At 63.4% G+C, this 23,785-nt stretch carries 19 protein-coding genes; 11 read left to right on the forward strand and 8 right to left on the reverse strand.

Annotation, left to right across the window (positions count from 1 at the left end; genetic code table 11):
* Positions 1-15 precede the first annotated feature (15 nt).
* From hflD to OC537_RS10015, 7 genes are all read left to right on the forward strand, one after another.
* Positions 16-627 carry a high frequency lysogenization protein HflD gene (gene hflD, locus OC537_RS09985; RefSeq protein ID WP_041205352.1) on the forward strand — a complete coding sequence of 204 codons (612 nt, stop codon included), beginning with the start codon at positions 16-18 and terminating at the stop codon, positions 625-627.
* Positions 628-663: 36 nt separating this feature from the next.
* A complete protein-coding gene (purB, locus tag OC537_RS09990; protein WP_111910240.1) occupies positions 664-2,034 on the forward strand; it encodes an adenylosuccinate lyase in 1,371 nt (456 codons plus the stop codon).
* A gap of 152 nt (positions 2,035-2,186) precedes the next feature.
* The gene (locus OC537_RS09995; protein ID WP_262110940.1) at positions 2,187-3,317 is read left to right on the forward strand and encodes a cupin domain-containing protein; all 1,131 of its coding nucleotides are present in this window, start codon (positions 2,187-2,189) and stop codon (positions 3,315-3,317) included.
* A 380-nt stretch (positions 3,318-3,697) separates the two neighbouring features.
* Positions 3,698-5,110 (forward strand): pyruvate kinase PykF, encoded by a 1,413-nt coding sequence (gene pykF, locus OC537_RS10000; protein WP_025327713.1) that lies wholly within the window; start codon positions 3,698-3,700, stop codon positions 5,108-5,110.
* 148 nt (positions 5,111-5,258) lie between these two features.
* Positions 5,259-8,579, forward strand: coding sequence for a mechanosensitive channel MscK (gene mscK, locus OC537_RS10005; protein ID WP_262110941.1), 3,321 nt, complete (start codon positions 5,259-5,261; stop codon positions 8,577-8,579).
* A 129-nt stretch (positions 8,580-8,708) separates the two neighbouring features.
* Positions 8,709-9,317, forward strand: coding sequence for a LysE family translocator (locus OC537_RS10010; protein WP_025327715.1), 609 nt, complete (start codon positions 8,709-8,711; stop codon positions 9,315-9,317).
* A 97-nt stretch (positions 9,318-9,414) separates the two neighbouring features.
* Positions 9,415-10,425 (forward strand): beta-propeller fold lactonase family protein, encoded by a 1,011-nt coding sequence (locus tag OC537_RS10015; protein WP_262110942.1) that lies wholly within the window; start codon positions 9,415-9,417, stop codon positions 10,423-10,425.
* 72 nt (positions 10,426-10,497) lie between these two features.
* Here the strand turns inward: OC537_RS10015 and OC537_RS10020 are convergent, their stop codons facing one another.
* The 3 genes from OC537_RS10020 to OC537_RS10030 form a co-directional block, all read right to left on the reverse strand.
* Positions 10,498-11,064 (reverse strand): YSC84-related protein, encoded by a 567-nt coding sequence (locus tag OC537_RS10020; protein ID WP_106886231.1) that lies wholly within the window; start codon positions 11,062-11,064, stop codon positions 10,498-10,500.
* Between the two features lie 251 nt (positions 11,065-11,315).
* Positions 11,316-12,056, reverse strand: coding sequence for a dienelactone hydrolase family protein (locus OC537_RS10025; protein WP_262110943.1), 741 nt, complete (start codon positions 12,054-12,056; stop codon positions 11,316-11,318).
* A 145-nt stretch (positions 12,057-12,201) separates the two neighbouring features.
* Positions 12,202-13,440, reverse strand: coding sequence for a uracil-xanthine permease family protein (locus tag OC537_RS10030; protein WP_162520060.1), 1,239 nt, complete (start codon positions 13,438-13,440; stop codon positions 12,202-12,204).
* Positions 13,441-13,735: 295 nt separating this feature from the next.
* On the opposite strand from OC537_RS10030, the gene OC537_RS10035 reads away from it, so the two are divergent.
* Positions 13,736-14,932: a Hint domain-containing homing endonuclease gene (locus OC537_RS10035; protein WP_262110944.1), complete on the forward strand. Its 1,197-nt coding sequence runs from the start codon at positions 13,736-13,738 to the stop codon at positions 14,930-14,932.
* Between the two features lie 110 nt (positions 14,933-15,042).
* Here OC537_RS10035 and OC537_RS10040 read toward each other — a convergent pair whose 3' ends face one another.
* Positions 15,043-16,752, reverse strand: a complete 1,710-nt coding sequence (locus tag OC537_RS10040; protein ID WP_106886227.1) for an NAD-dependent malic enzyme — start codon at positions 16,750-16,752, stop codon at positions 15,043-15,045.
* 268 nt (positions 16,753-17,020) lie between these two features.
* Between OC537_RS10040 and mobA the strand changes: the two genes are divergently transcribed.
* The 3 genes from mobA to OC537_RS10055 are packed head-to-tail and all read left to right on the forward strand — an operon-like array spanning position 17,021 to position 19,538.
* On the forward strand, positions 17,021-17,650 hold the full coding sequence (gene mobA, locus OC537_RS10045; protein ID WP_262110945.1) for a molybdenum cofactor guanylyltransferase MobA: 630 nt from the start codon (positions 17,021-17,023) through the stop codon (positions 17,648-17,650).
* Positions 17,647-18,402 (forward strand): molybdopterin-guanine dinucleotide biosynthesis protein B, encoded by a 756-nt coding sequence (gene mobB / locus OC537_RS10050; protein WP_262110946.1) that lies wholly within the window; start codon positions 17,647-17,649, stop codon positions 18,400-18,402. Before mobA ends, mobB begins: the two co-directional genes overlap by 4 nt.
* A 59-nt stretch (positions 18,403-18,461) precedes the next feature.
* Positions 18,462-19,538: an FUSC family protein gene (locus tag OC537_RS10055; RefSeq protein ID WP_163147863.1), complete on the forward strand. Its 1,077-nt coding sequence runs from the start codon at positions 18,462-18,464 to the stop codon at positions 19,536-19,538.
* A gap of 73 nt (positions 19,539-19,611) precedes the next feature.
* Here OC537_RS10055 and OC537_RS10060 read toward each other — a convergent pair whose 3' ends face one another.
* From OC537_RS10060 to OC537_RS10075, 4 genes are all read right to left on the reverse strand, one after another.
* Positions 19,612-20,985, reverse strand: a complete 1,374-nt coding sequence (locus tag OC537_RS10060; protein ID WP_262110947.1) for an HD-GYP domain-containing protein — start codon at positions 20,983-20,985, stop codon at positions 19,612-19,614.
* An 87-nt stretch (positions 20,986-21,072) separates the two neighbouring features.
* Positions 21,073-21,630, reverse strand: coding sequence for a DUF3332 domain-containing protein (locus OC537_RS10065; protein WP_171276551.1), 558 nt, complete (start codon positions 21,628-21,630; stop codon positions 21,073-21,075).
* Positions 21,631-21,790: 160 nt separating this feature from the next.
* Positions 21,791-23,086: a methyl-accepting chemotaxis protein gene (locus OC537_RS10070; protein WP_262110948.1), complete on the reverse strand. Its 1,296-nt coding sequence runs from the start codon at positions 23,084-23,086 to the stop codon at positions 21,791-21,793.
* Between the two features lie 193 nt (positions 23,087-23,279).
* Positions 23,280-23,744, reverse strand: coding sequence for a GNAT family N-acetyltransferase (locus tag OC537_RS10075; RefSeq protein WP_139745249.1), 465 nt, complete (start codon positions 23,742-23,744; stop codon positions 23,280-23,282).
* Between the last annotated feature and the right edge of the window lie 41 nt (positions 23,745-23,785).

Genomic DNA, 23,785 nt, shown 5'->3' on the forward strand with positions numbered 1-23,785 from the left:
CAGAAGGCAGCAGACGTGAGCGACAAATTCCAAGACAGAACCATGGCTTTCGCCGGCATCTGCCAGGCGGCCTATCTGGTGCAAAAAGTGGCCCGTGACGGCAACTGCGACGAGGCCTCCCTGCGCGAGAGCCTGCAAAGCGTGCTGGTGACCAATCCCAAGCAGCCGCTGGAAGTGTTCGGCAGCCACCTCGCGATCCGCGACGGCTACCGCGCCCTGGTGGAGCAGCTGGGGGCCGACGGCAGCCAGAAGAACGCCGAGCTGACCCGCTACGTGGTGAGCCTGATTGCGCTGGAGCGCAAGCTGGCCAAGCGCAAGGACATTCTCAACATGCTGGGGGAGCGGATCGGACAGATCGGCCGCCAGCAACAGCATTTCGATCTGCTCGACGAGCAGATCCTGGCCAACATGGCGAGCATCTACAGCGATCTCATCAGCCCCATAGGGCCGCGCATCCAGGTAGCGGGTACCCCGCTGTTCCTGCAGCAGCCCCTGGTGCAGCACAAGGTGCGCGCCCTGCTGCTGGCAGGCATCCGTGCCGCCGTGCTGTGGCGCCAGCTTGGCGGCAGCCGTACCCAGATCATCTTCGCTCGCAAGAAGATGGTGGAACTGGCCAAACGTTTTTGAGTTTCTAACCCCCCACACACATCAGGAGTTCACCCCATGGAGCTGTCCGCGCTGACTGCTGTTTCCCCGATTGACGGTCGTTATGGCGACAAGGCCGATGCCCTGCGTCCCATCTTCTCCGAATTCGGTCTGCTGCGTTTTCGCGTCGAAGTCGAGGTGCGCTGGTTGCAAAAACTGGCCAGCCACGCCGGGATCCCGGAAGTCCCTGCCCTGAGTGCGGCCGCGAGCGCCCTGCTGGACGACATAGTCCTGAACTTCAACGAAGCGGACGCCGCGCGCATCAAGCAGATAGAGCGCACCACCAACCATGATGTGAAAGCGGTGGAGTACTTCCTCAAAGAGAAAGTGGAAGTGAACCCCGAGCTGGCCGCCGTCAGCGAATTCATCCACTTCGCCTGCACCTCGGAAGACATCAACAACAACTCCCACGGCCTGATGCTGAAAACCGCCCGCGACCAGGTCATCAAGCCTTATTGCGAGAAGCTGATTTCCGAGCTCAAGCGCCTGGCCCATGAGTACCGCGACATGCCGCTGCTGTCACGCACCCACGGCCAGCCGGCGACCCCGAGCACCATGGGCAAGGAGATGGCCAACGTCGCCTATCGCCTGGAGCGCCAGTACAAGCAGATCATGGCGGTCGAGATCCTCGGCAAGATCAACGGCGCCGTGGGCAACTACAACGCCCACGTGAGCGCTTACCCTGAAGTGGACTGGCACCAGTTCTCCGAGGAGTTCGTGACCTCCTTGGGCCTGACCTGGAACCCCTACACCACCCAGATCGAGCCCCACGACTACATCGCCGAGCTGTTCGACGCCATGGCCCGCTTCAACACCATCCTGATCGACTTCGACCGCGATGTGTGGGGTTACATCTCCCTGGGTCACTTCAAGCAGCGCACCATAGCGGGCGAGATCGGCTCCTCCACCATGCCGCACAAGGTCAACCCCATCGACTTCGAGAACTCCGAAGGCAACCTGGGGCTGGCCAACGCCGTGTTCCAGCACCTGGCGAGCAAACTGCCCATCTCCCGCTGGCAGCGTGATCTGACCGACTCGACCGTGCTGCGTAACCTGGGTGTGGCCGTGGGTTACTCCCTGATTGCCTATCAGGCGACCCTCAAGGGCATCTCCAAGCTGGAAGCCAACGCGGATGCCATGGCCGCCGATCTGGACGCCAACTGGGAAGTGCTGGCCGAGCCCATCCAGACAGTGATGCGCCGCTACGGCATCGAGAAGCCCTACGAGAAGCTCAAAGAGTTGACCCGTGGTCGCCGCGTGGATGCCGAAGGGATGCGCACCTTCATCGACACCCTGGAACTGCCCGAGGCCGTCAAGGTCGAACTGAAGAAGCTGACCCCGGCCAACTACCTCGGTCAGGCCCAGCGTCTGGTCGATCTGCTGAAGTAAGCGGCTAAACCGAACCGGCGGGGGCTCTGTCATGACGGCAGGGCCCCCGTTGATTTTGGCCCATTCGATAGCGTCATAGGCTATCGGGCCATTTCAGAGCCTTTGCCCAAGCCAAGTTTGGGCAAGATCTCTCACAAGATACGAGAAGCACCATGTACGAACTCAATCTGGATATTGCCCACTTCCTCGAGCACTACTGGCAGAAGCGCCCGCTCCTCATCAAGGGTGGCTTCAAAGACTTTCAGGATCCCATCAGCCCGGACGAGCTGGCGGGCCTGGCCATGGAGGAGGTCATCGAATCCCGCCTGGTGACCCGTTTCGACGGCAAGTGGGAGGCTGCCCACGGCCCCTTCGAGTCTTATGATCACCTGGGGGAAGAGAACTGGACTGTGCTGGTGCAGGCCTGCAACCACTGGGCCCCCGAGGTGCACGAGCTGGCGCTGCCGTTCCAGTTTATCCCGGGCTGGCGCTTTGACGATGTGATGGTGAGCTTCTCCACCCCTCACGGCGGTGTCGGCCCCCACATCGACAACTACGACGTCTTCATCACCCAGGGCCAGGGCAAGCGTCACTGGCGGGTCGGCGATGCCAATCCCCTCAACGAGTTTGCCGCCCACGCCGCCCTGCTGCACTGCGAGCCGTTCGAGGCGATCATCGACGTCATCATGGAGCCGGGCGACATCCTCTACATTCCGCCCGGATTCCCCCACGAGGGCTACGCCATCGAGCCCTCCCTGAACTTCTCCGTGGGCTTCCGGGCACCGGACGCCAAGGCGCTCATCTCGTCGTTTGCCGATCACCTGATCGACAACGATCTGCGCACCGAGCGTTACGGCGATGCAGACCTCAAGCCCCGCGCCCGTCACGGCGAGATCCAGCCCCATGAGCTGCACCGCCTGCGGGAATTGATGCAACAGGCCCTGGATGACGAGACCCTGTTCAAGGAGTGGTTCGGCACCATGATCTCCGAGGCCAAGCACGATCTGGACGTGAGCCCCATGGAGCCTGACTACAGCGCCGAGGAAGTGGCCGATCTGCTGACCCAGGGCGAGCCCGCCATCAAGGTGCCGGGGCTGCGCTCTGTCTGGTTCAGCGGCGAAAGCCGTAGCTGCTACATCGACGGCGAGGCCTGGACCCTGCCGAGCGAAGATGCGGCCGCCATCTCCCTGTTGTGCGACAAGGACATCATCACCCAGGCCGACATGGTGGAACTCGCCGATCAGGCCGGCTTCCTGCAACTGCTGACCCGTCTCATCAACCGCGGTTACTGGTTCTTCGGCTAAGCCTGCGCAACAGGCGCGCCGCCTGCCCGGGCGGCGCACCTGGTCGGACGCTGACGCCCGTCCTGCGTTGTGGCGGCCCAATGACTACACTGGGTGACGGCCAGAGGGGGAAAGGGGCTCAGGTTCCCTCGCTGGCGGTCTCATCCCTTGTTGGTCATTTAACTACATGGGATCAGGCCATCGAGGGGGCGAGAAATGGGAACCAAATGGCCTCACTCGCGGAAAATCAATTATTTTAGCCCCTAAAATCAGCTGTGAGCGAAAACGTTATCTTTCAAATTGAGGCGTTTTTAGCTCAAAACGTTGTTTCTGGATCATAAAAAGTATCCAAAAACTGGTGTATATTGCACGGCGGAAACTCCTTAACCATGAAGACTGACATGAAAAAGACCAAAATCGTCTGCACCATAGGTCCCAAGACCGAATCCAAAGAAATGCTCGGCAAGATGCTCGACGCCGGCATGAACGTCATGCGCCTGAACTTCTCTCACGGTGATTACGAAGAGCACGGCACCCGTATCCGCAACCTGCGTGAAGTGATGGCCGAGACCGGCAAGCACGCAGCCATCCTGCTGGATACCAAGGGTCCGGAAATCCGTACCATGAAGCTGGAAGGTGGCAACGATGTCTCTCTGGTCGCCGGCCAGACCTTCACCTTCACCACCGACCAGACAGTGGTTGGCAACAAGGACAAAGTCGCCGTGACCTACGCCGGCTTCGCCAACGACCTGCGCGTCGGCAACCGCATCCTGGTGGATGACGGCCTGATCGGTCTGGACGTCATCGAAATCACCGAGCGTGAAGTCATCTGCAAGGTGCTGAACAACGGTGATCTGGGCGAGAACAAGGGCGTCAACCTGCCGGGCGTCTCCATCAAGCTGCCGGCCCTGGCCGAGAAAGACAAGCGTGACCTCATCTTCGGTTGCGAGCAGGGCGTGGACTTCGTTGCCGCCTCCTTCATCCGCAAGAAAGAAGACGTGCTGGAAATCCGTGAGCACCTGAAGGCCCACGGTGGCGAGAACATCCAGATCATATCCAAGATCGAAAACCAGGAAGGCCTGGACAACTTCGACGACATCCTGGCTGTCTCCGACGGCATCATGGTTGCTCGTGGCGACATGGGTGTGGAAATTCCGGTTGAAGAAGTGATCTTCGCCCAGAAGATGATCATCACCAAGTGCAACAAGGCACGTAAAGTGGTCATCACCGCCACCCAGATGCTGGATTCCATGATCAAGAACCCGCGTCCGACCCGCGCCGAAGCCGGTGACGTGGCGAACGCCATCCTGGATGGTACCGACGCCGTCATGCTGTCCGGCGAATCCGCCAAGGGCAAGTACCCGCTGGAAGCCGTGACCATCATGGCCACCATCTGCGAGCGTACCGACGCCGTGATGCCGTCCAACCTGTCTGCTGCCAACGACAGCAACAAGCTGCGCATCACCGAAGCCGTCTGTAAAGGCGCCGTCGAGACCTCCGAGAAGCTGGACGCCCCGCTGATCGTGGTTGCCACCGAAGGCGGCAAGTCTGCCAAGGCCATTCGCAAGTACTTCCCGAAAGCCTGGATCCTGGCCATCACCACCAACAAGAAAACTGCTGCCCAGCTGGTCCTGACCAAGGGTGTGGTTGCTCACGTGGTTGACAGCATCGCCTCTACCGACGATTTCTATCGCATCGGCAAAGAAGCGGCACTGCAAAGCGGCATGGGCCTGAAGGGTGACGTGGTCGTCATGGTCTCCGGTGCCCTGGTACCGAGCGGTACCACCAACACCGCCTCCGTTCACGTACTCTAATCAGTCTTGAACCGATAAAACGGCGCCCTGGGGCGCCGTTTTTTTTATCTCTCCCCCCTGCTGCCTCTCTCGCGCCGGTGCTAGAATCCACGCGGATTTCCCCCCAGTGGGAAACCTCCCGAATTTCGCATAATCACCCGGACGTTTTATGCCCTCAATACAGTTCAGAAGAGCCTCGGCCACCCTGTTGCCGCTGCTCTGTTTACTCATCAGCCTCTGCGCCCCCCAAGCCATGGCGCAGGATCTGCCCCAGCGCGCCACGGTACAGCGGGCGCTCGATGCCCTCGGCAAGTCAGAGACCCTGACCGTCAGCCAGCAGGCGGATCAGAAGTTGCTGACCGATACCTTAGCCCTGCTCGACAGCATCGAGAAGGAGCAGGCCAAGGCCAAGGCGCTGACACAGCGGGTACGCTCCCTGCCCGGCGAAATGAAAGAGATAGGCGCCAAGATAGACTCCCTGGCCCAGGACAAGGGCCCTGAGCAGCTCAAGAGTGAATACGCCAGCATGAGCCTGGCGGAGCTGGAGAGCCGTCAGCCGGAAGTGCTGGCCAACATGCAGGATGCCCAGGAGGCCCTCGGCACCATAGGCAGCCAGATCACCAGCCTGCAAACCCTGCCGGAGCGGGCCCAGGCCAACATGAGCCGCGCCTATCAACGCAGCCAGGAGATCCGCACTCGCCTGAACTCCGGGGATGGCGTGAGCAGCGCCGAGAAGATGAAGCTCAATACCGAGCTGGCATTGCTGGACCTGCAACTGGCCAACCTGCAAAAGGATCTGGACAACCGCACCAGCATGCAGGATCTGGCGGTCAAGCAGCGCGACTACCAGAGTGCGCGCCTCGCCCATGAGGAGCAAAAACTGCAGGCCCTGCAGGAGCAGAGCAGCGCCAAGCGCCTCGGCGACACCGAGAAGGCCGCCGAGCAGACCGGCGAGCTGGTCGCCACCCAGGACAACCCGCTGGTGCAAAAAGAGCAGGAGATCAACCACCAGCTCAGCCAGCAGCTCATCAGCGCCACCACCAACCTCAACCTGCTCGCACAGAAAAACCTGCAGGCCAAAAGCTGGCTGGAGCGCGGCACCCAGACCGAGCGCAACCTGAACGAACAGGTGCAGATGCTCAAGGGCAACCTGCTGCTCTCCCGCATCCTCTATCAGCTCTACCAGCAGCTGGAGGCCGCCCCCTCCACCCTGGTGAAGAACCTGGAAGAGCAGATAGCCGACCTGCACCTGGCCCAGTTTGAACTGAGCCAGCAACGGGATCAGCTGTTCCAGAAGGGCCAGTATCTGGACAACCTGATCGCCAACAGCAGGGAGACCGTCAGCGAAGAGGACAAGGCTAACCTGGTCAAGCTGATCGATACCCGCATCAGCCTGCTGGATCAGCTCAACCGCCAGATGGATGCCCAGCTGACCAACGCCATCAGCCTGCAGCTCACCCAGCAGCAGCTGACGCGCATCTATGCCTCCATCGAATTCACCCTGCAACAGCACATCTTCTGGGTCAGCAGCAACAAGCCCATCGATGGCAAGTGGTTCATCAACTGGCCGGGTCATGCCTACAAGCAGGTCTCCGACTGGGTGCTCAAGCCGGATTGGCAAGGCTGGGGCGACATGCTGCTGGCGGTCTCCCTGCTCGCCTTGCCGCTGCTGCTGGTGGGTGGCCTGCTGCTGTGGAAACGCCCGACCCTGGTCAAGCGCCAGCAGAAGATCGCCAAGGACCTCGGCCGCTTCCGCCAAGACAGCCAGTGGCACACCCCGCGCGCCCTGCTCTACACCGTATTGCAACGCCTGCCGGGTACCCTCTTCATCCTGGCCGCCGGCCTGCTGCTGGCCTATTGCGGCCTGCTGAGCCCGCGCCTCATCTTCCAGATCACCCTGAACCTGGCACTGGGCTACCTGGTGTTCAGCGTCTACCTGTCGGTGATGCGCCCAGGCGGCATAGGCGAGAGCCACTTCCGCATCCCGCGGGACGAGTTGCAGGCCAAGCGCACCAGCATGCGCTACCTCTGGCTGCCCCTGCTGCCCCTCATCATGCTGTCGACCAAGGCGGTGGTGGAACCCTCATCGCTGGGCAATGATGTCATCGGCCAGGCGCTGACCATGCTGCTGCTGGGGCTGACCGCCTACCTGGTGCTGCCCATCTCCCGCGCCCGCATCAAGGGCGAGGCCAGCATGCTGCAGACCATGACGGCGGTCGCCCTGGCGCTGGCGCCTGTGGCCCTGATGGTGCTGGCGGCCCTCGGCTACTACTACACGGCCCTGAAGCTGACCGGTCGCCTGATCGAATCCTTCTACCTCATCATCATCTGGAGCCTGGTCTATCGCACCGCCCTGCGTGGTCTGGAGCTGGCGGCCCGCCGTCTGGCCTACCGCCGCGCCGTCGCCAAGCGCGAGCACAAGCCTTCGGAAGATGCGGAAGGGGGCGAGGCCATCGAAGAGCAGCCCATGGATCTGGAAGAGGTCAGCCAGCAGTCCCTGCGCCTGACCCGCATCATGTTGCTGCTGGTGTTCGGCGTCGCCTTCTACTGGCTCTGGTCCGATCTGGTCGCTGTCTTCACCTACCTCGACAGCGTGGTGCTGTGGCACAAGAGCGAGGGCACTGGTGCCAACGCCGTGCTCTACCCCATCAGCCTGAGCGACGTGCTGACCGGCCTCTTCCTGTTCGGGGCGGCCCTGTCGCTGGCCCGCAACCTGCCAGGCCTGCTGGAGGTGCTGGTACTCTCCAAGTTGCGCCTCGCCCAGGGCACCGCCTACGCCTTCACCACCATGCTCAACTATGTGCTGATCGGGATGGGCTCGCTCACCGCGCTGGCCATGCTGGGTGTCCAGTGGGAGAAGCTGCAGTGGCTGGCCGCCGGCCTCTCGGTCGGTATCGGTTTTGGCATGCAGCAGATAGTCTCCAACTTCATCTCGGGCATCATCATACTGTTCGAGCGCCCGGTACGGATCGGGGATACTGTCACCATCGGCACCATCTCGGGCACGGTCAACAAGATCCGCATCCGCTCGACCACCCTCACCGACTTCGACCGTAAAGAAGTGATCATCCCGAACCAGCAGCTGATGATAGAGCGACTGATTAACTGGTCCCTGTCCGATACCGTCACCCGGGTCATAGCCCGGGTCGGGGTGGCCTATGGTTCGGATCTGGAGCTGACCCGCAAGCTGTTGATGCAGGCGGCCACGGAGAACAGCCGGGTCTTGAAGGACCCAGCCCCCATCGTCTACTTCCTCACCTTCGGCCCCAGCACCCTGGATCACGAGCTGCGCTTCTTCGTGAGCGAGCTCGGGGATCGCAACCCGGCCATCGATGAGCTGAACCGCCGGATAGACGTACTGTTCCGTGAACACGGCATCGACATCGCTTTCAACCAGATGGACGTTCACATCAAGAACAGGCAAGGGGACGAGCAGAAGATAGAGTCCCGCCCGGCCCTGCCGCCGCCCAATGGTGGCAAGCCGGCCTGATGCCGACCTCCTGCCCCTGCAAACAGGCTCCATATTGGAGCCTGTTTTTTTACCCGAGCCGCCGGACTTGAAAGCGGGAACAGGCCCCCAATATAGGGAAGACAACGGAATGTCACCCACGAGGATCTCATGGACTATCTCTACGCCGTGGTGCTCTTTGCCATCTCGGCATCTGTCACCCCGGGACCGAACAACATCATGGTGATGAGCGCCGGCGCCAACTTCGGGATCAGGCGCAGCCTGCCGCTGCTCATGGGGATCTGCGTCGGCTTCACCCTGATGCTGTTGCTGGTGGGGCTGGGTTTCGGCCAGCTGTTCACCCTCTTCCCCAGCCTGCACTTCGTCATCAAGTGTGTCGGCACCCTCTATCTGCTCTATCTCGCCTGGCTGATTGCCCGCTCCGCCGACGAGGTGACGGGAGACGCCTCTGCCCGCCCTCTGGGGTTCCTCAAGGGCGCCCTGTTCCAATGGGTCAATGCCAAGGCCTGGGTGGTCGCTACCGGCGCCATCGCCGCCTTCACCAGCGCGGGGGCCGACTTCCACCAGCAGAACCTGACCATAGCCCTGACCTTCTTCATCGTCTCTTTCCCCTGCGTCGGGCTCTGGCTCCTGTGTGGCACCCTGCTCAAACGCTGGCTGACCAATGCCCTCGCCCGCCGCCGGTTCAACCATGCCATGGCGGCCCTGCTGGCCCTCTCGGTGGTACCCGTCATACAAGAGATCCTGAGCCGACCCTGACGCGGCTCCATGAGGCTGTGGATGGCGGGCGCCATCCATGGGACCATGCCTTATCTCCCTGCCCCTCGCTGGGCACTCTTTTTCTCTGGAGCGTGCAATGGAACAAGTGGTGTATGTGGCCAACCCGGTGAGCGGGTTGATCCATGTGTTTCGACTGGAAGAAGGCGAGCTGGCCCCGCTGCAGCAAGTCCAGACCGGCGGCGAGGTGCAGCCCCTGGTCATCAGCCCGGACAAGGCCTGGCTCTATGCCGGCGTGCGTCCCGACTTTCGGGTGCTGAGCTACCCCATAGCCGCGGATGGCCGGCTCGGAGCGCCCAACTCGGCGCCGCTCTATGGCAGCGCCTCCCACAGCTGCACCGATGGGACCGGGCGCCTCTTCTTTGCCGCCTCCTACGCCTTCGACCATGTCAGCGTCTCGCCCATGGACGACGCTGGCCGGGTGCTGGCGCCACACCAGCGCATCGACCGGCTGATGGCTGCCCATTCGGTGACCCTGTTGACAACGGAGCAGGGCGAGCAGGAGCTGCTGGTGGCTTGCCTCAAGGAGGATGTCATTCGTCGCTTCACCCTGGGAGAGGATGGTCAGCTGAGCCCCCATCCCCTGGCTGACATCCACACCGCCCCCGGCGCCGGGCCCCGCCATCTGGCGCTGCACCCCACCAACGGCGATCTCTACTGCCTCAATGAGCTAGATGCCACCCTCAACCGCTATCACAGGGAGGCGGATGGTCGCATCGGCGCGCGAGAGAGCCTGGATATGCTGCCCGAGGGTTATCAGGGAGAGCGCTGGGGGGCCGACATCCACCTGACCCCGGATGGGCGTTTTCTCTACACCAGCGAGCGGGCCAGCAGCCTGCTCAGCCTGTTCGGGGTCGACGAGGAGGACGGCGCCCTGACCCTGCTGGGCCACTTCCCGACCGAATCCTGTCCCCGTGGTTTTGCCATCGACCACAGCGGCCACTATCTGATCGCCACAGGGCAGAAGTCCCACAGCCTGGCCGTGCACCGCATCGCGGCGCAGACGGGGGAGCTCAGCCTCTCATCCCGCCAACACGTAGGGGAAGGAGCCATGTGGGTGAGGGTGCTGACGCTGGACAAGCCCGCCTAGCGCGGTTCAAGGCTGCAGAAATGCTCGCGGCGCTCTGATGAGCGCCGCGCAGTGGCCATTAATGTCTGGGCGTTATTTGGTGCCGTTGAGATCGTCATCCGGCCAGTATTTGTAGCCCTGCATGGTAGCCTGCACCGCCACCCCCTTCTCGGTGAGCTGGTACATCTTCACCTTCTGGAAGTCGGCATTGGCCGCCTCGCTGACCACCACCTTGCCATCGTCCGCCGACTTGGCGGCCAGATCCGCCTGGGCGCTGGCATCGAAGCCTGTGGTGATGAATCTGTCCAGGGCGGCGGCATCGTTGAAGATGATCACGGCCTGGAATTTCTTGATCCCCATGCCGATCCCCATGCCGGCGGTCGCCATCTTCATGTAGGTGTCGCGACCGGTGCGGTTGTCACGAAGCACCCCATAACCACTGCCGGCGCTCAGTACCAGCAGGTTGTTGTTCACATTGGTGAAGACGGCATAACCCTTGGATCTTGCCACCTCCTGTCTGGTGCCCGCATCCTGACCATACAGGGTGGAGAGGGTCTGCTGGCGCATCTGTTGAATGTGGTTGCGTTGCTCGGCGGGGGTATCCCCCTTGGCACAACCAACCAGCAGCAGAACGGCCAGAATATGAGTCCATAGACGCATGTCATTACTCCTTCGTGTCTCGTGTGCGGGGGGCTGAGGGGGCCTCCCGCGCCAGAATCGGGTCAGAGGCCATCCCTGTGACCCGTTATCAGCATTCACCGTCCGGTGCCCCGGGGGCGCTGGCCAGATACAAGTACCTCATCGAGTCAGTATAACCAGCGCCACTGAACTTCTGCTGACCCGGCAAGCAGTGGTGCCCCGCCACGCGGGGCCATTGGTGGCATGATCCCGCTTCGCCGCCTAAGGCTGCCCTACCCCTTGGTCACCTCGCCGAGAAACTCGGTGAAGCGCCGCCAGGACTTGGCATCGGCATCGGCGCGGTAATTGTCCGAGCCAAAGACGCTGAAGGCATGGGGGGCGCCGCTGTAGCTGGTCGCCTCATGCCGGATGCCGGCGCTCTCCAGCTCGGTGATGAGGGCCGCAAACTGGCCCAGCGACACCGCCTGATCCGCGCTGCCATGCTGGATCAACAGGCTGGCCCTGGTCTGCTCGTAGTTCTGACCGGCCGGGGTCTCCAGCCCCCCGTGAACGCTGACGATCCCCTTGAGGCTAGCGCCGCTGCGGGCCAGCTCCAGCACGGCGGCGCCGCCAAAGCAGTAGCCCATCGCCACCGCATTGTCGAGCCGGCCGCCCTGCCTGCCCGCCTCGGCGAACCCTGCCTGCAACAGCTTGCGCATCCTGGGTCTGTCCTGATAAAGCGCCCCGGTGAGCTTCTTCCTCTCTTCCACGGCGGTCGGTCTGACCCCTGCCCCGAACAAGTCCACCGCGAACACGCTGTAACCGAGCGCCACCAGCATCTCGGCCCGCTTCACCTCGTAATCCGTCAGCCCGTCCCAGTCGTGAACCAGCACCACCAGGGGCGCCTGCTTGTCGGCGGCAGCCAGGTAATATCCTTCGAAGGGCTGACCGTCAACCTGGTAGCGCACAGCACCGGCCTGGGCCGCGCCCCCCCAGATAAGCCCAAGCAGGGCCAGGATCCATCTCGTCTTCATGTTCGTCTCCTTGACTGTGAACAACGCCACTGATTGTAGTCGCCGAGCCGAGCCTCAAGGGATCAAGGCTCTCCCGGCCGGGTGCTACAAAAGCAAGAGGCCACCCTGGGGTGGCCTCCTGTCATCGCTGCGGCTGAGGAGGCGTTTAGTCCTTGGCCGACTCCATGGCACCCTCTTCGGAGTGCTGGGGCAGGATGAGGTTGAGCAGGATAGCGGCCACCGAGGCCAGGCCGACACCGGCCAGGGCGAAGTCACCTATCTTCATCTCCAGCGCGCCGACACCGACCGTCAGGGTCACGGCGACTATGGCGATGTTGCGGGCCAGCCCCAGATCCACCTTGGACTCCACCAGGGTCTTGAGACCGATGGCGGCGATGGATCCGAACAACAGCAGCATGATGCCGCCCATCACCGGCATGGGGATGGAGGTGAGCAGGGCGTTGAACTTGCCGAAGAAGGCCAGAATGATGGCGAACACGGCGGCCCAGGTCATGGTGACCGGGTTGAAGTTGCGGGTGATCATCACGGCACCTGTCACTTCCGCATAGGTGGTGACGGGGGGGCCACCGATGAAACCGGCGAAGCAGACACCGATGCCGTCACCGGCCAGGGTGCGGTGCAGGCCAGGATCCTTGGTGTAGTCCTTGCCGGTCACACCGCCGATGGCCAGCACGCCACCTATGTGCTCTATGCAGGGGGCTATGGCCACCGGCAGCATGAAGAGCGCAGCGGCCCAGTTGATCTCCGGGGTCTCAAAGTGGGGCAGCGCCAGCCAGGGGGCGTTGACCATGCCATCGAAACTCACCTGACCCATCAGCACGGCGGCCACATAACCGGCGATGACGCCGGAGAGGATGGGGATGAGCTTGATCCAGCCCTTGCAGAACACGGCCGCGATCAGGGTCACCGCCAGGGAGATCCCCGCCAGGGTCAGCGCGGTGGCAGGCGCCACCACCTGCTCGGCCCCGGCACGGCCCATGGCCATGTTGCAGGCCACCTGGGCCACCGACAGGCCAATCACCATGATCACCGGGCCAATCACCACGGGCGGCAGCAGCTTGTGCACAAAGCCCATGCCGCGCACGCGAATGAGGGCCGCCAGGATGAAGTACATGAAGCCGGCGGCAAACAGGCCGAACATGGTGGAGGGCAGGCCCCAGGTCTGGGTGGCATAGATGATGGGGGCGATGAAGGCGAAGCTGGAGCCGAGGAAGATCGGGACCTGGCGACGGGTGCAGAGCTGGAACAGCAGGGTGCCTACACCGGCGCCAAGCAGGGCCATGGAGGGGTTCAATCCGGTGAGCAGGGGCACCAGAACCATGGCACCAAAGGCAACAAACAGAATTTGCAGCCCGGCGACGCTTTGCTTGACCAAGGAAAACATGGGTATCCTTAATTTTTTGATAACTGACAGGGATAATTGACACTTTTCAGTCATCACAAGACTTTTTCAAGGCATTAGATGCGCTATTCGGCGTCATTCGTTACCTTTCACTGCTTGGGGAGGGCATGAAACTGGCTTTTTAGGCGGGATTCGTTGCTACAAGCATCGAGTATGCGATTTTACGCACTTTTGTGGCCGACGCCAATCGTTTTTCTGGCGAGATAGCATGGCAAGGGTTTCAGCGAGCTGGCCTCTATACTTGACTGCGTGAATCCAGCCAGACAAGGAGCTCCCCATGTCACTGCCCTCGTTCAAACCCAGCCAGCGCCGACTGCTGCTGGGATCGGCCATCGCCCTGGCCCTGTTTGCCACCCCCTTCAGCTATGACTTCGACCATCACCAATGGCAGCCGAACCAGGCCCACGCCAAGTCCTGCTTCGTCGCCGGCACCCGCATCCTGATGGCCGATGGCAGCGAGCGCCCCATCGAAACGCTGCAGGCCGGTGAACAGGTGCTGGATCAGCATGGTCAGATCAACCGGATCCTGGCGGTCGAGCGCGTCATCCTGGGCAACCGGAGACTCTACGGGCTCAATCGTCTGCCCCCCTTCTTTACCGCCGAACACCCCTTCTTGAGCACCCGCGGCTGGGTGGCTATCGCACCCGCCATGACCCGCGCCGAGCAGCCCACCCTGGCGGTGCAGCCGCTCTTTACCGGCATGCGCATCCTGTGCGGACCGGCAGCGGTCGCGCTCACTGGCAATCTGGCGCTGGCGGCCCAACCCGCCGAGCTGCTGGTCGAGTCTCTCTACTGGGTCGACAGCCCGCCCACGACGGCGCTGTTCAACCTCATTCTGGATGGCAGCCACAGCTATATCGCCAACTCGCTGATCGTTCACAACAAAGGGGGTGACGGCGGAAGCGGCGGCAATAGTGGCAGCGGGGGCGGCAATAGCGGTGGTGGCGGCAGCAACAGTGGCAGCGGAGGCGGCAACAGTGGCGGGAGCAATAGTAGCAATTCTGGAAACAATAGCGGCGGTGGCGGCAATAGTAGCCAAAACGGAAACAATGGTGGGGGCGATGACCACAGCGGCGGCCACGGCAGCGATGACAGCGGCAGGGGCGAAGATGCCGGCGGGCGGGATGACAAGGGCAGAGACGCCGTCGACGCCAATGGCAACAAGCTCAGAGGTGATGGCAGCATAGATGACAACGGTGTGGATGCCGTCGATGCCAATGGCAACAAGCTGAGAGGTGACGGCAGCATAGATGACAACGGTGTGGACGCCGTCGATGCCAATGGCAACAAGCTAAGAGGTGACGGCAGCGTAGATGACAACGGCGTGGATACCGTCGACGCCAATGGCAACAAGTTGAGAGGTGATGGCAGCATTGATGACAACGGCGTGGACGCCGTCGACGCCAATGGCAACAAGCTCAGAGGTGACGGCAGCGTCGATGACAGCCTGCTGCCACCGCCTAGTCAGCCCTGAGGGGCGAGCGGCCCGAGCCCCTGAGGGAAGCGACCGGGTCAACAAGAAGAGGGTGGCCAGGGCCACCCTCTTTCATTTTATCCGCGCGGCCATCAGGCCCGGCGCACTCCTCAGACCCTGCGATAGGGCAGATAGACAGGCTCCCACATGTGGCTCAGGATGTGCTGCTGCAGATCCTGGCCAATCAGCGGGTGGGAGGGGTCGCGGCGCACTATGTCCTTGAGCACCGCTGTCGCCACGTGTACCGAGATGCTGCGCAGCTCGCTGATCCGCGGGTAGACGGTGCCCCGGGCCAGATCCGCCTCATCCACGCACTCCGCCAGCGCGAAGGCGGCTGTGGTGAAGATCTCCGGGCTTATCTCGCGAAGCTGGCTGACGATGGCGGCCAGCCCGACACCGGGGAAGATGAAGACGTTGTTGCCCTGCCCGATTCTGAAGGTCTGGCCCTCATGGTGCACGTCCTTGAACGGGCTGCCGGTGGCGACTATGGCGCGGCCCTGGCTCCAGCGGAAGATGTCCTCCGGCAGCGCCTCGCAGTTGGCGGTGGGGTTGGAGAGGGGGAACACCATGGGGCGCTCGCAGTGGGCCAGCATCAGCTGGATGTGCTCCTCCTGGAAGGCGCCACCGGCCCCGCTGGTGCCGAGCAGCACGCTGATGGGCACGTGGCGCAGCACCTCGGTCAGCCCCGCCTTGCCCTGCAGATCCCACTGGGCCAGCAGCAGGCCCGGCTTGGCGTAGCGGCGCTTGTATTCATCCAGCCCCTCGCGGTTGTCACACACCAGCCCCTGGGTATCCAGGATGTAGATGCGATCCCGGGCCGCCTGCGGGTCCAGCCCCTCGCGGATCATCCCCGCGCAGATCTGATCCGCCACCCCGACCCCGCCGGCCCCGGCACCATAGACCAGGTAGTGCTGCTGGCCCAGGGTCTCGCCCTTGGACTTGACCGCCCCTATGATGCCCGCCAGCACCACGGCCCCTGTGCCCTGGATGTCGTCGTTGAAGGACGGCAGCGTCTGCTGGTAGCGGGAGAGGTTGTTGAAGGCGTTGGACTTGCTGAAGTCCTCCCACTGCAAGACGGCGTTGGGGAAGTGGCGCTTGACCCCGGCCACGAACTTGTCGATGAAGTCGTCATACTCCTTGCCGCGGATGCGCTTGTGGGGCTGACCCAGGTACATGGGGTCATCCAGCAGCGCCTGGTTGTCGGTGCCCACGTCCAGCGCTATGGGCAGACAGCAGGCGGGATGGATCCCGGCCCCCAGGGTATAGAGGGAGAGCTTGCCGATGGGGATGCCCATGCCCCCCACCCCCTGATCGCCGATGCCGAGGATCCCCTGGCTGTCGGTGACCACTATGATGCGCACCGCCTTGGCGTCCATGTGGCGGGCGAGGGAGCCCATGTCATCGACGTTCTTCGGGGTGATGTAGAGACCGCGCGGCTTCTGGAAGCGGTGGCTGAACTCCTGACAGGCCTTGCCCACGGTCGGGGTATAGATGTAGGGGGTCATCTCCTCCACGTGGCGCGACAGCAGGGCGTAGAACAGGGTCTCGTTGCGATCCTGCAGGGCCCGCAGATTCTGGTACTTCTCGATGTCGCTGCAGGCGCTCAGGAAGCCCTGATAGACCCGCTCCAGCTGGGCTTCGAAGGTCTGCACCTGGGGCGGCAGCAGGCCATCGAGCTCGAAGTCGGCCCGCTCCTGTTCGGTGAAGGCGGTGCCCTTGTTGAGATTGCGATCGTTGAGCAGATCGGTGCCTGTCAGTGCAACGGGGCGAAAATCCTCTCCCTGTGCGTCTTTCCACAGCAGATATTGTCCGGTAGCCATAGTCATTCTCTTTGATTTACATGATGTTGCCATTAGGCAGGAGAGCAAGACTCAGATTGCAGGGGATCATATGACGTTTGGGGATTCGGTTTTGTGAGCTTGGGCATACCCTGCGGCCAAAGCCCCCTCTCCTGCCGGGCTCATGGCCGCCGGGCTTGCCCCGGCGGGGCGCTTGGCGCAAGATCGGCAGACATTCGATGCCGCAAGCGCCCTTGCTAGAGCAGACGCTGAACAGGCGGCATATCACCTCACAGACCCCTGGAGCCCCATGAGCCGCAGCGACCTCACCTTCCCCGTCTCCGCCGTGATCCTGGCCGGCGGCCGTGCCACCCGCATGGGGGGCGACGACAAGGGTTGGGTGCCCCTGGCGGGCAAGCCCCTGATAGTCCACGTGCTCGAGCGCCTGCGCCCCCAGGTGGACGAGGTGCTGATCAACGCCAACCGCAGCGAGGAGCGCTACCGGGCGCTGGCCCCCGTCATCGGCGACGCACAGGCCGACTTTCAGGGGCCGCTGGCGGGCATGCAGGCCGGCCTTGCCGCCGCCCGCCACGACTGGGTGCTGTTCGTGCCCTGTGACGGCCCCGCCCTGCCACGGGATCTGATGGCCCGTTTTCGCGCCGCCATGACACCGCAGAGCGAGCTGGTGGTGGCCCACGACGGCCAGCACCTGCAACCCGTGGTCGCCCTGCTCCATCGCGCCCTGCTGCCCTCACTGCAACTGGCCCTGGCAGAGGGAGAGCGCAAGACCGGGGCCTGGTTTGCCCGCCACCGGATGACGGTAGTGCCCTTTGCCGATGCGCCTGATGCCTTCGTCAATCTCAACAGCCCGGCCGAGCTCGCCGCCTACGAGGCGAGCCTGTCACATCCCGAGCCGCTGGCGGGGGGACTTCGACCATGAGCGCCCCAGGGCCCCTGCTCGGCTTCGTCGCCTGGAGCGGCACCGGCAAGACCACCTTGCTGGAGCGCCTCATTCCCCTGCTCGGCCAGCGCGGCCTGCGGCTCGGGGTGCTCAAGCATACCCACCACCATTTCGACATGGACAAGCCTGGCAAGGACAGCCATCGCCTGCGCCAGGCCGGTGCCCGCCAGGTGATGGCGGCCTCCTCCCTGCGCCACGCCCTGATCTGCGAGACCCCGGAGCAAGAGCCCTCCCTGGAGACGCTGCTGGCCCGCTTCGACTGGGAGCGGCTCGATCTGCTGCTGGTCGAGGGGTTCAAGCATCACCATTTTCCCAAGATAGAGCTCCATCGCCGCGCCCTAGGCCGACCGCTGCTGTTCCCAGGCGACCCGGACATAGTGGCGCTCATCAGCGATGAGCCCGAGGCAACCACCCTGCCCCAGTTTCGTTTCGAGGCCCTGGACGCCATCGCCGACTTCATCTGCGCCCGACTACCCCGGGATGCAAGCCACCAGCCCCCTTTGTCGCCGCCGCTGCGCCTGCTCGCCCTGGCCCTGGAGGCCATGCCCAATCCGGCGGGGGAGGCTTGCCTGCCCGGCCACCTCAGCCAGGATGCCAACGGCTGCTTGCAGGTGCGCCCGGCAAGTGCTTTCATGCCCTCTGCCCTGCCCTTGGCCAACTGCGTGATCGAATGCCCCGCCCGATCGGCCATCATCCCAGGTGAGCGGGTCCGGATCCGCCTCTTGCCCTGATGGGGAGCGTCAGCCGGCACGGCAACACGAGAAGATCAACCTGACATGAGACGACTCCCTTGCGCCTGAACACGCCTCTCTCCCGCTTCGATCTGCTGATCTATGGTCGCTACCGCCTGGTCCACGGCCTGCGCATCGCCCTGGCCTTCACCCTCACCTTCCTGCTGACCCGGGAGCTCAAGTTGCCGGAGAGCACCTGGCCCCTCATCACCCTGGTGGTGGTGATGGGCCCCATCTCGTTCTGGGGCAATGTGCTCTCCCGGGCGCTGCAACGGGTGGTCGGCACCATCTTCGGCGCCGCCTGCGGTGTGGTGGCCCTCTATCTGGAGCTCTACTCCCTGCCGCTGATGCTGGTCTGGTGCTGCGCCATCATGTTCCTGTGCGGCTACCTGGCGCTTGGCAAGCGCCCCTATGTGGGGCTGCTCATCGGCATCACCCTGGGGGTCATAGTCGGCGGGGTGCCGGGGGACATAGAGACGGCGCTCTGGCGCAGTGGCGACGTCATCCTGGGTTCCATGCTGGCCCTGCTGTTTTGCAGCATCTACCCCCAGCGGGCCTATACCCACTGGCGGCTGCAGATGCACGACAGCCTGCAGCAGGCCGGGCGTCTCTATCACACCCACCTCTCCCCCAATATCCTGGAGCGCCCCAGGCTGGCCCAAAGCCACGCCCGTCTGCTCACCAAGATAGTCAGCCTGCGCCCCCTGCTGGCGCCCGCCGTCAAGGAGACCCGCCTCAACAGCACCCTGTTCGAGGCCGTCCAGACCACGATGCGCAACACCTTCTGCACCCTGGAGATGCTGGCCAACACCTACTGGCGCGATCGCCAGAGCCACTTCCTGATGCAGAGCCACCCAGGGCTGCGCGCCTGCCAGCAGGCCACCGAGGCGGTGATCATCCAGCTCGCCCTCATGCTCAAGAGCGGCGACAGCAGCGCCGCCGAGCAGGCCATAGCCCGATTGCAGGCGGCAGCCGCCGAGGTGCAGGCCGAGGTGCGCCCGGGGGCCGATGACGAGGCCACCATCAGCGGCTACCTCTGGCTCAACCTGCAGCTCACCGAGCAGATTGCCCACCTCCACCGCCTGCTGGGGCTGGTGATGAACCCGCCCCGCAGCCAGGGCAACAAGTCGAGCTAACAAAACGCCCCGCATTGCGGGGCGTTCCTGTCTTTGGTCTCCGGCCCCTGGGGCCATGACGACGCCAGCGGCCTTAACCGGCCTGCGCCAAGGGCTGCTCGGGGCTGAGATAGAGGGAGAAGTCCCGGATCCCCGCCTGAAGGGCGGCGAAACAGTCGGGATCGATGGCGCTGCCCAGATGCTCGGCCATCATCTCCAGCGCCTGGGGCACAGGGATAGCGCCGCGATAGGGGCGCTTGGCGGTGATGGCATCGAAGATGTCGGCGGTGGTGATGATGCGCGTCTCAAGGGTAATCTCGTCCCCCTTCAGCCCCTTGGGGTAGCCCTTGCCATCGAGCCGTTCATGATGGGCCCCGGCCACCTGGGCCAGCTCCCTGAACGCCCCTATGCGACCCAGGATCTCCTCGGTATAGGCGGCATGCATCTGCACCGCGGCCCACTCCTGCGCATCTAGCTTGCCCGGCTTGTCGAGGATGGCGTTGCTCACCCCGAGCTTGCCCACATCGTGGAGCAGGGCACCCCGCTTGAGCCAGCGCCGTCTCGATTCAGGCAGCCCCATCTGGGCGGCAAGAATGTCGGTATAGAGCGCCACCCTGCCGCTGTGGCCCGCGGTATAGGGGCTCTTGGAGTCCACCACCTGACCGAAGGCCGCGGCTATCTCGTCCAGATAATCTTCATCGAGCGCCACCTCCCCCTGCCCGGCCGGGTGGTCGAAGACCCACTCGGTCAGCCTGGGGTCCACCAGCCCTTGCCAGAAATCCTCGTCCGCCAGCGCTTCAAACTCGCCGACCAGGGCGGGATCAAACCAGCTGCCGCTGCGCTCGCGCAGCTCCCTCAGCGCCGCATCCGGGCCTGCGGCGGCGTGAAACACATCCACCACCTGACAGAGCAGGGCAATGCGGGAGAAGAGGGGGATAGCCTCCCCCGCCAGTTGCAGCGGTCGCCCCTTGCCATTCCAGTGTTCATCGAGGGAGAGGATGCCGTTGGCCACCTCGTCACCGAAGCGCAGCTGGCGAGCTATGTCCGCCCCCCGGTGACAGCGGGTCTGGATCAGCTCGTTGGCTATCTGATCGCCGTTGCGAAAGATGTGGAACAGGCTGCGAAAACGGCCGAGCAGATCCGCCTGCAAGCCGGTGTGACCCAGCACGAAGTTGACCACCTCGGAGAGGGAGCCATCCACCAGCTTGAAGTCGCGTTTGAAGTGAAGATCGTCGGTGAGATAGAGCTCGCAGATGCGGGCGGCATTGCTGCTGCACCCCAGATCTTTAAGCAGAAGGGTGTAATAGAGGTCATGGCGCTGCCGGGCATCCAGTCCCAGCCGCTCCCCCAGACGGGCACCTATCCAGCAACAGCGGATGCAGTGCCCCCGTGGTTGACCCTCAGTCATGTCCAGGGCATGGCTGAGGGAACCAATCAATTCAGCCAACCGCAATCCGGTCACCGTCATAGCCTACTCCTTTAGACATAATGGCGATCTTGCCAGCCGCTTGTTTATACCCTTTTCAGAGAAAAAAAGATCAGCTTTCTGAAGAGGTTAAACCGCTACCTTGCCTGCGCTTGCCTTCTCGTCCAGCTGCTTGCGGGTCAGGGTCGAGACCAGCTTGTCATCCAGGTAGATGTCCAGCAGCTCGCCGCGCATCTCCCCGCGCATCATGTCGCGATGACCGTCGATGTAGTGGATCTCCATCTGGGCCGTACGCTCGTCCGGGTAGCTCACCTTCACCTCGCGCACCCCTTGCGGCAGCATGGCGAGCGGCACCTTGTTGAGGGCCGGATCCAGATGCTGGTTGACCTTGATCACCGCATCGGCCTTGTGATCCACCAGGGCCGGCGACTTGCCGGTGATGGGGTTCTTGCCCGACCAGAATTCGATGGTGTTGAACACGAACAGATCCGCCGTCGCCGCCAGGCCATAGACGGGGGAGAGCAGCACGAAGACACCGGCACGGCCATAGCGATTGTCCACCACGCTGAGGTTGCCCTTGGTCACCATGGAGGAGAGCCCCATCTGCCCCATGCAACCGCTGAGCCCCATGCTCGCTACCGTCCCCAGCAGCAGGGCCAGGGCCCTGCCTTTGTGTCGTACTGCCATTGTTTTCTACCCGCTCAATGAAAAATGAGGCGGCAGCCTAAACAAGGCGGCGAATCGCCACAATTCACAAGGCCGGGATCATACAGCCAGGGTTCAGCTTGGGGGCTCGTTCGCTCACTCTTTTGGCGATCTCGTCAGAGGGTGTCGCCAGAGCAGGGGGTCAGATGGAGAGTGCCGAGACCGTCTGCGAGACCCGGCTCGCCTCCTGGTGGATGTCGCTCATCAGCTTGTCCACCTCGGCTATCTGCTGCTTGCCGAGTTCGGCGCTGCCCGCCACCCCGGCCATGTCGTCAGTCACCCTGGCGGTCAGCTCGCGGTTCTTCTGCACCACCTTGGCTATCTCGGCGGTGGAAAGAGAGGTGCGGGCCGCCAGCTGGCGTACCTCGTCGGCCACCACGGCAAAGCCCCGTCCCTGCTCCCCCGCCCGCGCCGCCTCTATGGCCGCGTTGAGGGCCAGCAGGTTGGTCTGATCGGCGATGGCGCTGATGGTGGAGACGATGGCCTCTATGCTCCTGGACTGCTCGTTGAGCTGACCGATGAGGGCGATGGCCTGATCCACCTGGGCGGCGATGAGGGAAGAGGTATCGACCACGGCGCGCAGCCGCTCGGCACCGGCCTCGGCACTGCTCAAGGTCTCCTGCGCCGTGCAGTGGGCGAGGCGGGCCGCTTCCCGGGTGGCGTGGTTCTGCTCGATGCGGGCCGTGATGTCGCTGGCGAACTTGACGACCTTCACCACCTTGCCGTTCTGGTCACGGATAGGGTTGTAGCTGGCCTCCAGCCAGACTGCCTCCCCCCGGCTGTTGTGGCGCATGAAGAGGCCAGACTTGAACTGGCCACGGGCCAGCTCCTCCCAGAATTTGGGCTGCTCGCGCAGGAATGCCTCGTCACAGAAGATCCTGTGATGCTTGCCCGCAATCTCGTTCAGGCGATAGCCCATGGCGTCGAGGAAGTTGGCGTTGGCGCCGATGATCTCGCCGCTCGGGGTGAACTCTATCATGGCCCGGGAGCGGTCCAGCGCCTGGGAGAGCGCCTCCAGGTGTTGCAGCCGCTGATGCCGGGCCGTCACGTCGCTGGCCAGCTTCACCACCCGGGTCACCCTGCCCTGGGTCTTCACCGGGAAATAGCTCGCCTCCAGCCAGCGGGTCTCGCCCTTCTGGTTGACCCGCTCGAAGATGCCAGACTGGGGCTGACCCTGCCGCAGCCGGCTCCAGAACTGCTGATAGTCGGTGGAGCCGGTCCAGCCCTTAGGGCAGAGCAGGCTGTGGTGACGCCCAAGCAGCTCGCCAGCGCCATATCCCATCAGGCTCAGGAAGGGGTCGCTGACCTCCAGGATCTCCCCGTCCGGGCTGAAGATGATGGTCGCGGCACCGCCCTTGATCCCCTGGGCGAAGCCCTGCTCTTCATCGAGCCGGGCCTGACAGGCCTGCAACTGCGCCTTGAGTTTGTGATTGAACATGACACTCCTACCTCGTTGACGATCCGGATCGGCACCACAGCCTCCCCCCACTGACTGTATCGGCCCCGCAAGTCCCAATATGAGTGGTCAGATGACCTTGGGTCATGGGGGGCGCGCAGTGTATAGAAAAGCGACTAGGCCGCCAAGGGCTGCCAGTACGTAAAAGAATCTGCCGAGGATCACTGCGGCTAGTTCAGGGGGCGGGACACCACTCCAGGCAGGCCGGATTGGAAACAAAACCTAGTCGCTCGTAGAGCGGACGCCCCTGCTCGCTGGCGTGCAGCCACAGCTTGCCCAGTCGCTGTTCCCGGGCATGGGCCGCCATGGCATCGAGCAGGGCGCTCGCCATGCCCCGCTTGCGCCAGGCCGGCACTGTATACATGTTGAGCAGATAGGCCTCGCGCCCCGCCAGGTTGCCCGGATAGGGTGGCCGCACGAAGAGCGCCAGGGTGCCGCACGCCACCGCTTCTCCCTCGACCTCCACCAGCCAGGAGCGGGCGCTGCCATCTGCCTGTGCCGCGCTGAAATAGGATTGGGTCGCCTGCCACAGCGCATCGCTCGCCTGCGGGTCATCGAGCTCCCCCAGTTCACCAAACAGCGCCATGCGAAGATGCACCAGGGCGGGAATATCGACGGCCAGGGCCTCGCGAACCATCATCTCTTTCTCCTCGAATGGCATGACAAGAAGGGGCCCGCAGG

This window comes from Aeromonas sp. Marseille-Q5825, assembly GCF_946892685.1.
GTDB lineage: Bacteria > Pseudomonadota > Gammaproteobacteria > Enterobacterales > Aeromonadaceae > Aeromonas > Aeromonas rivipollensis.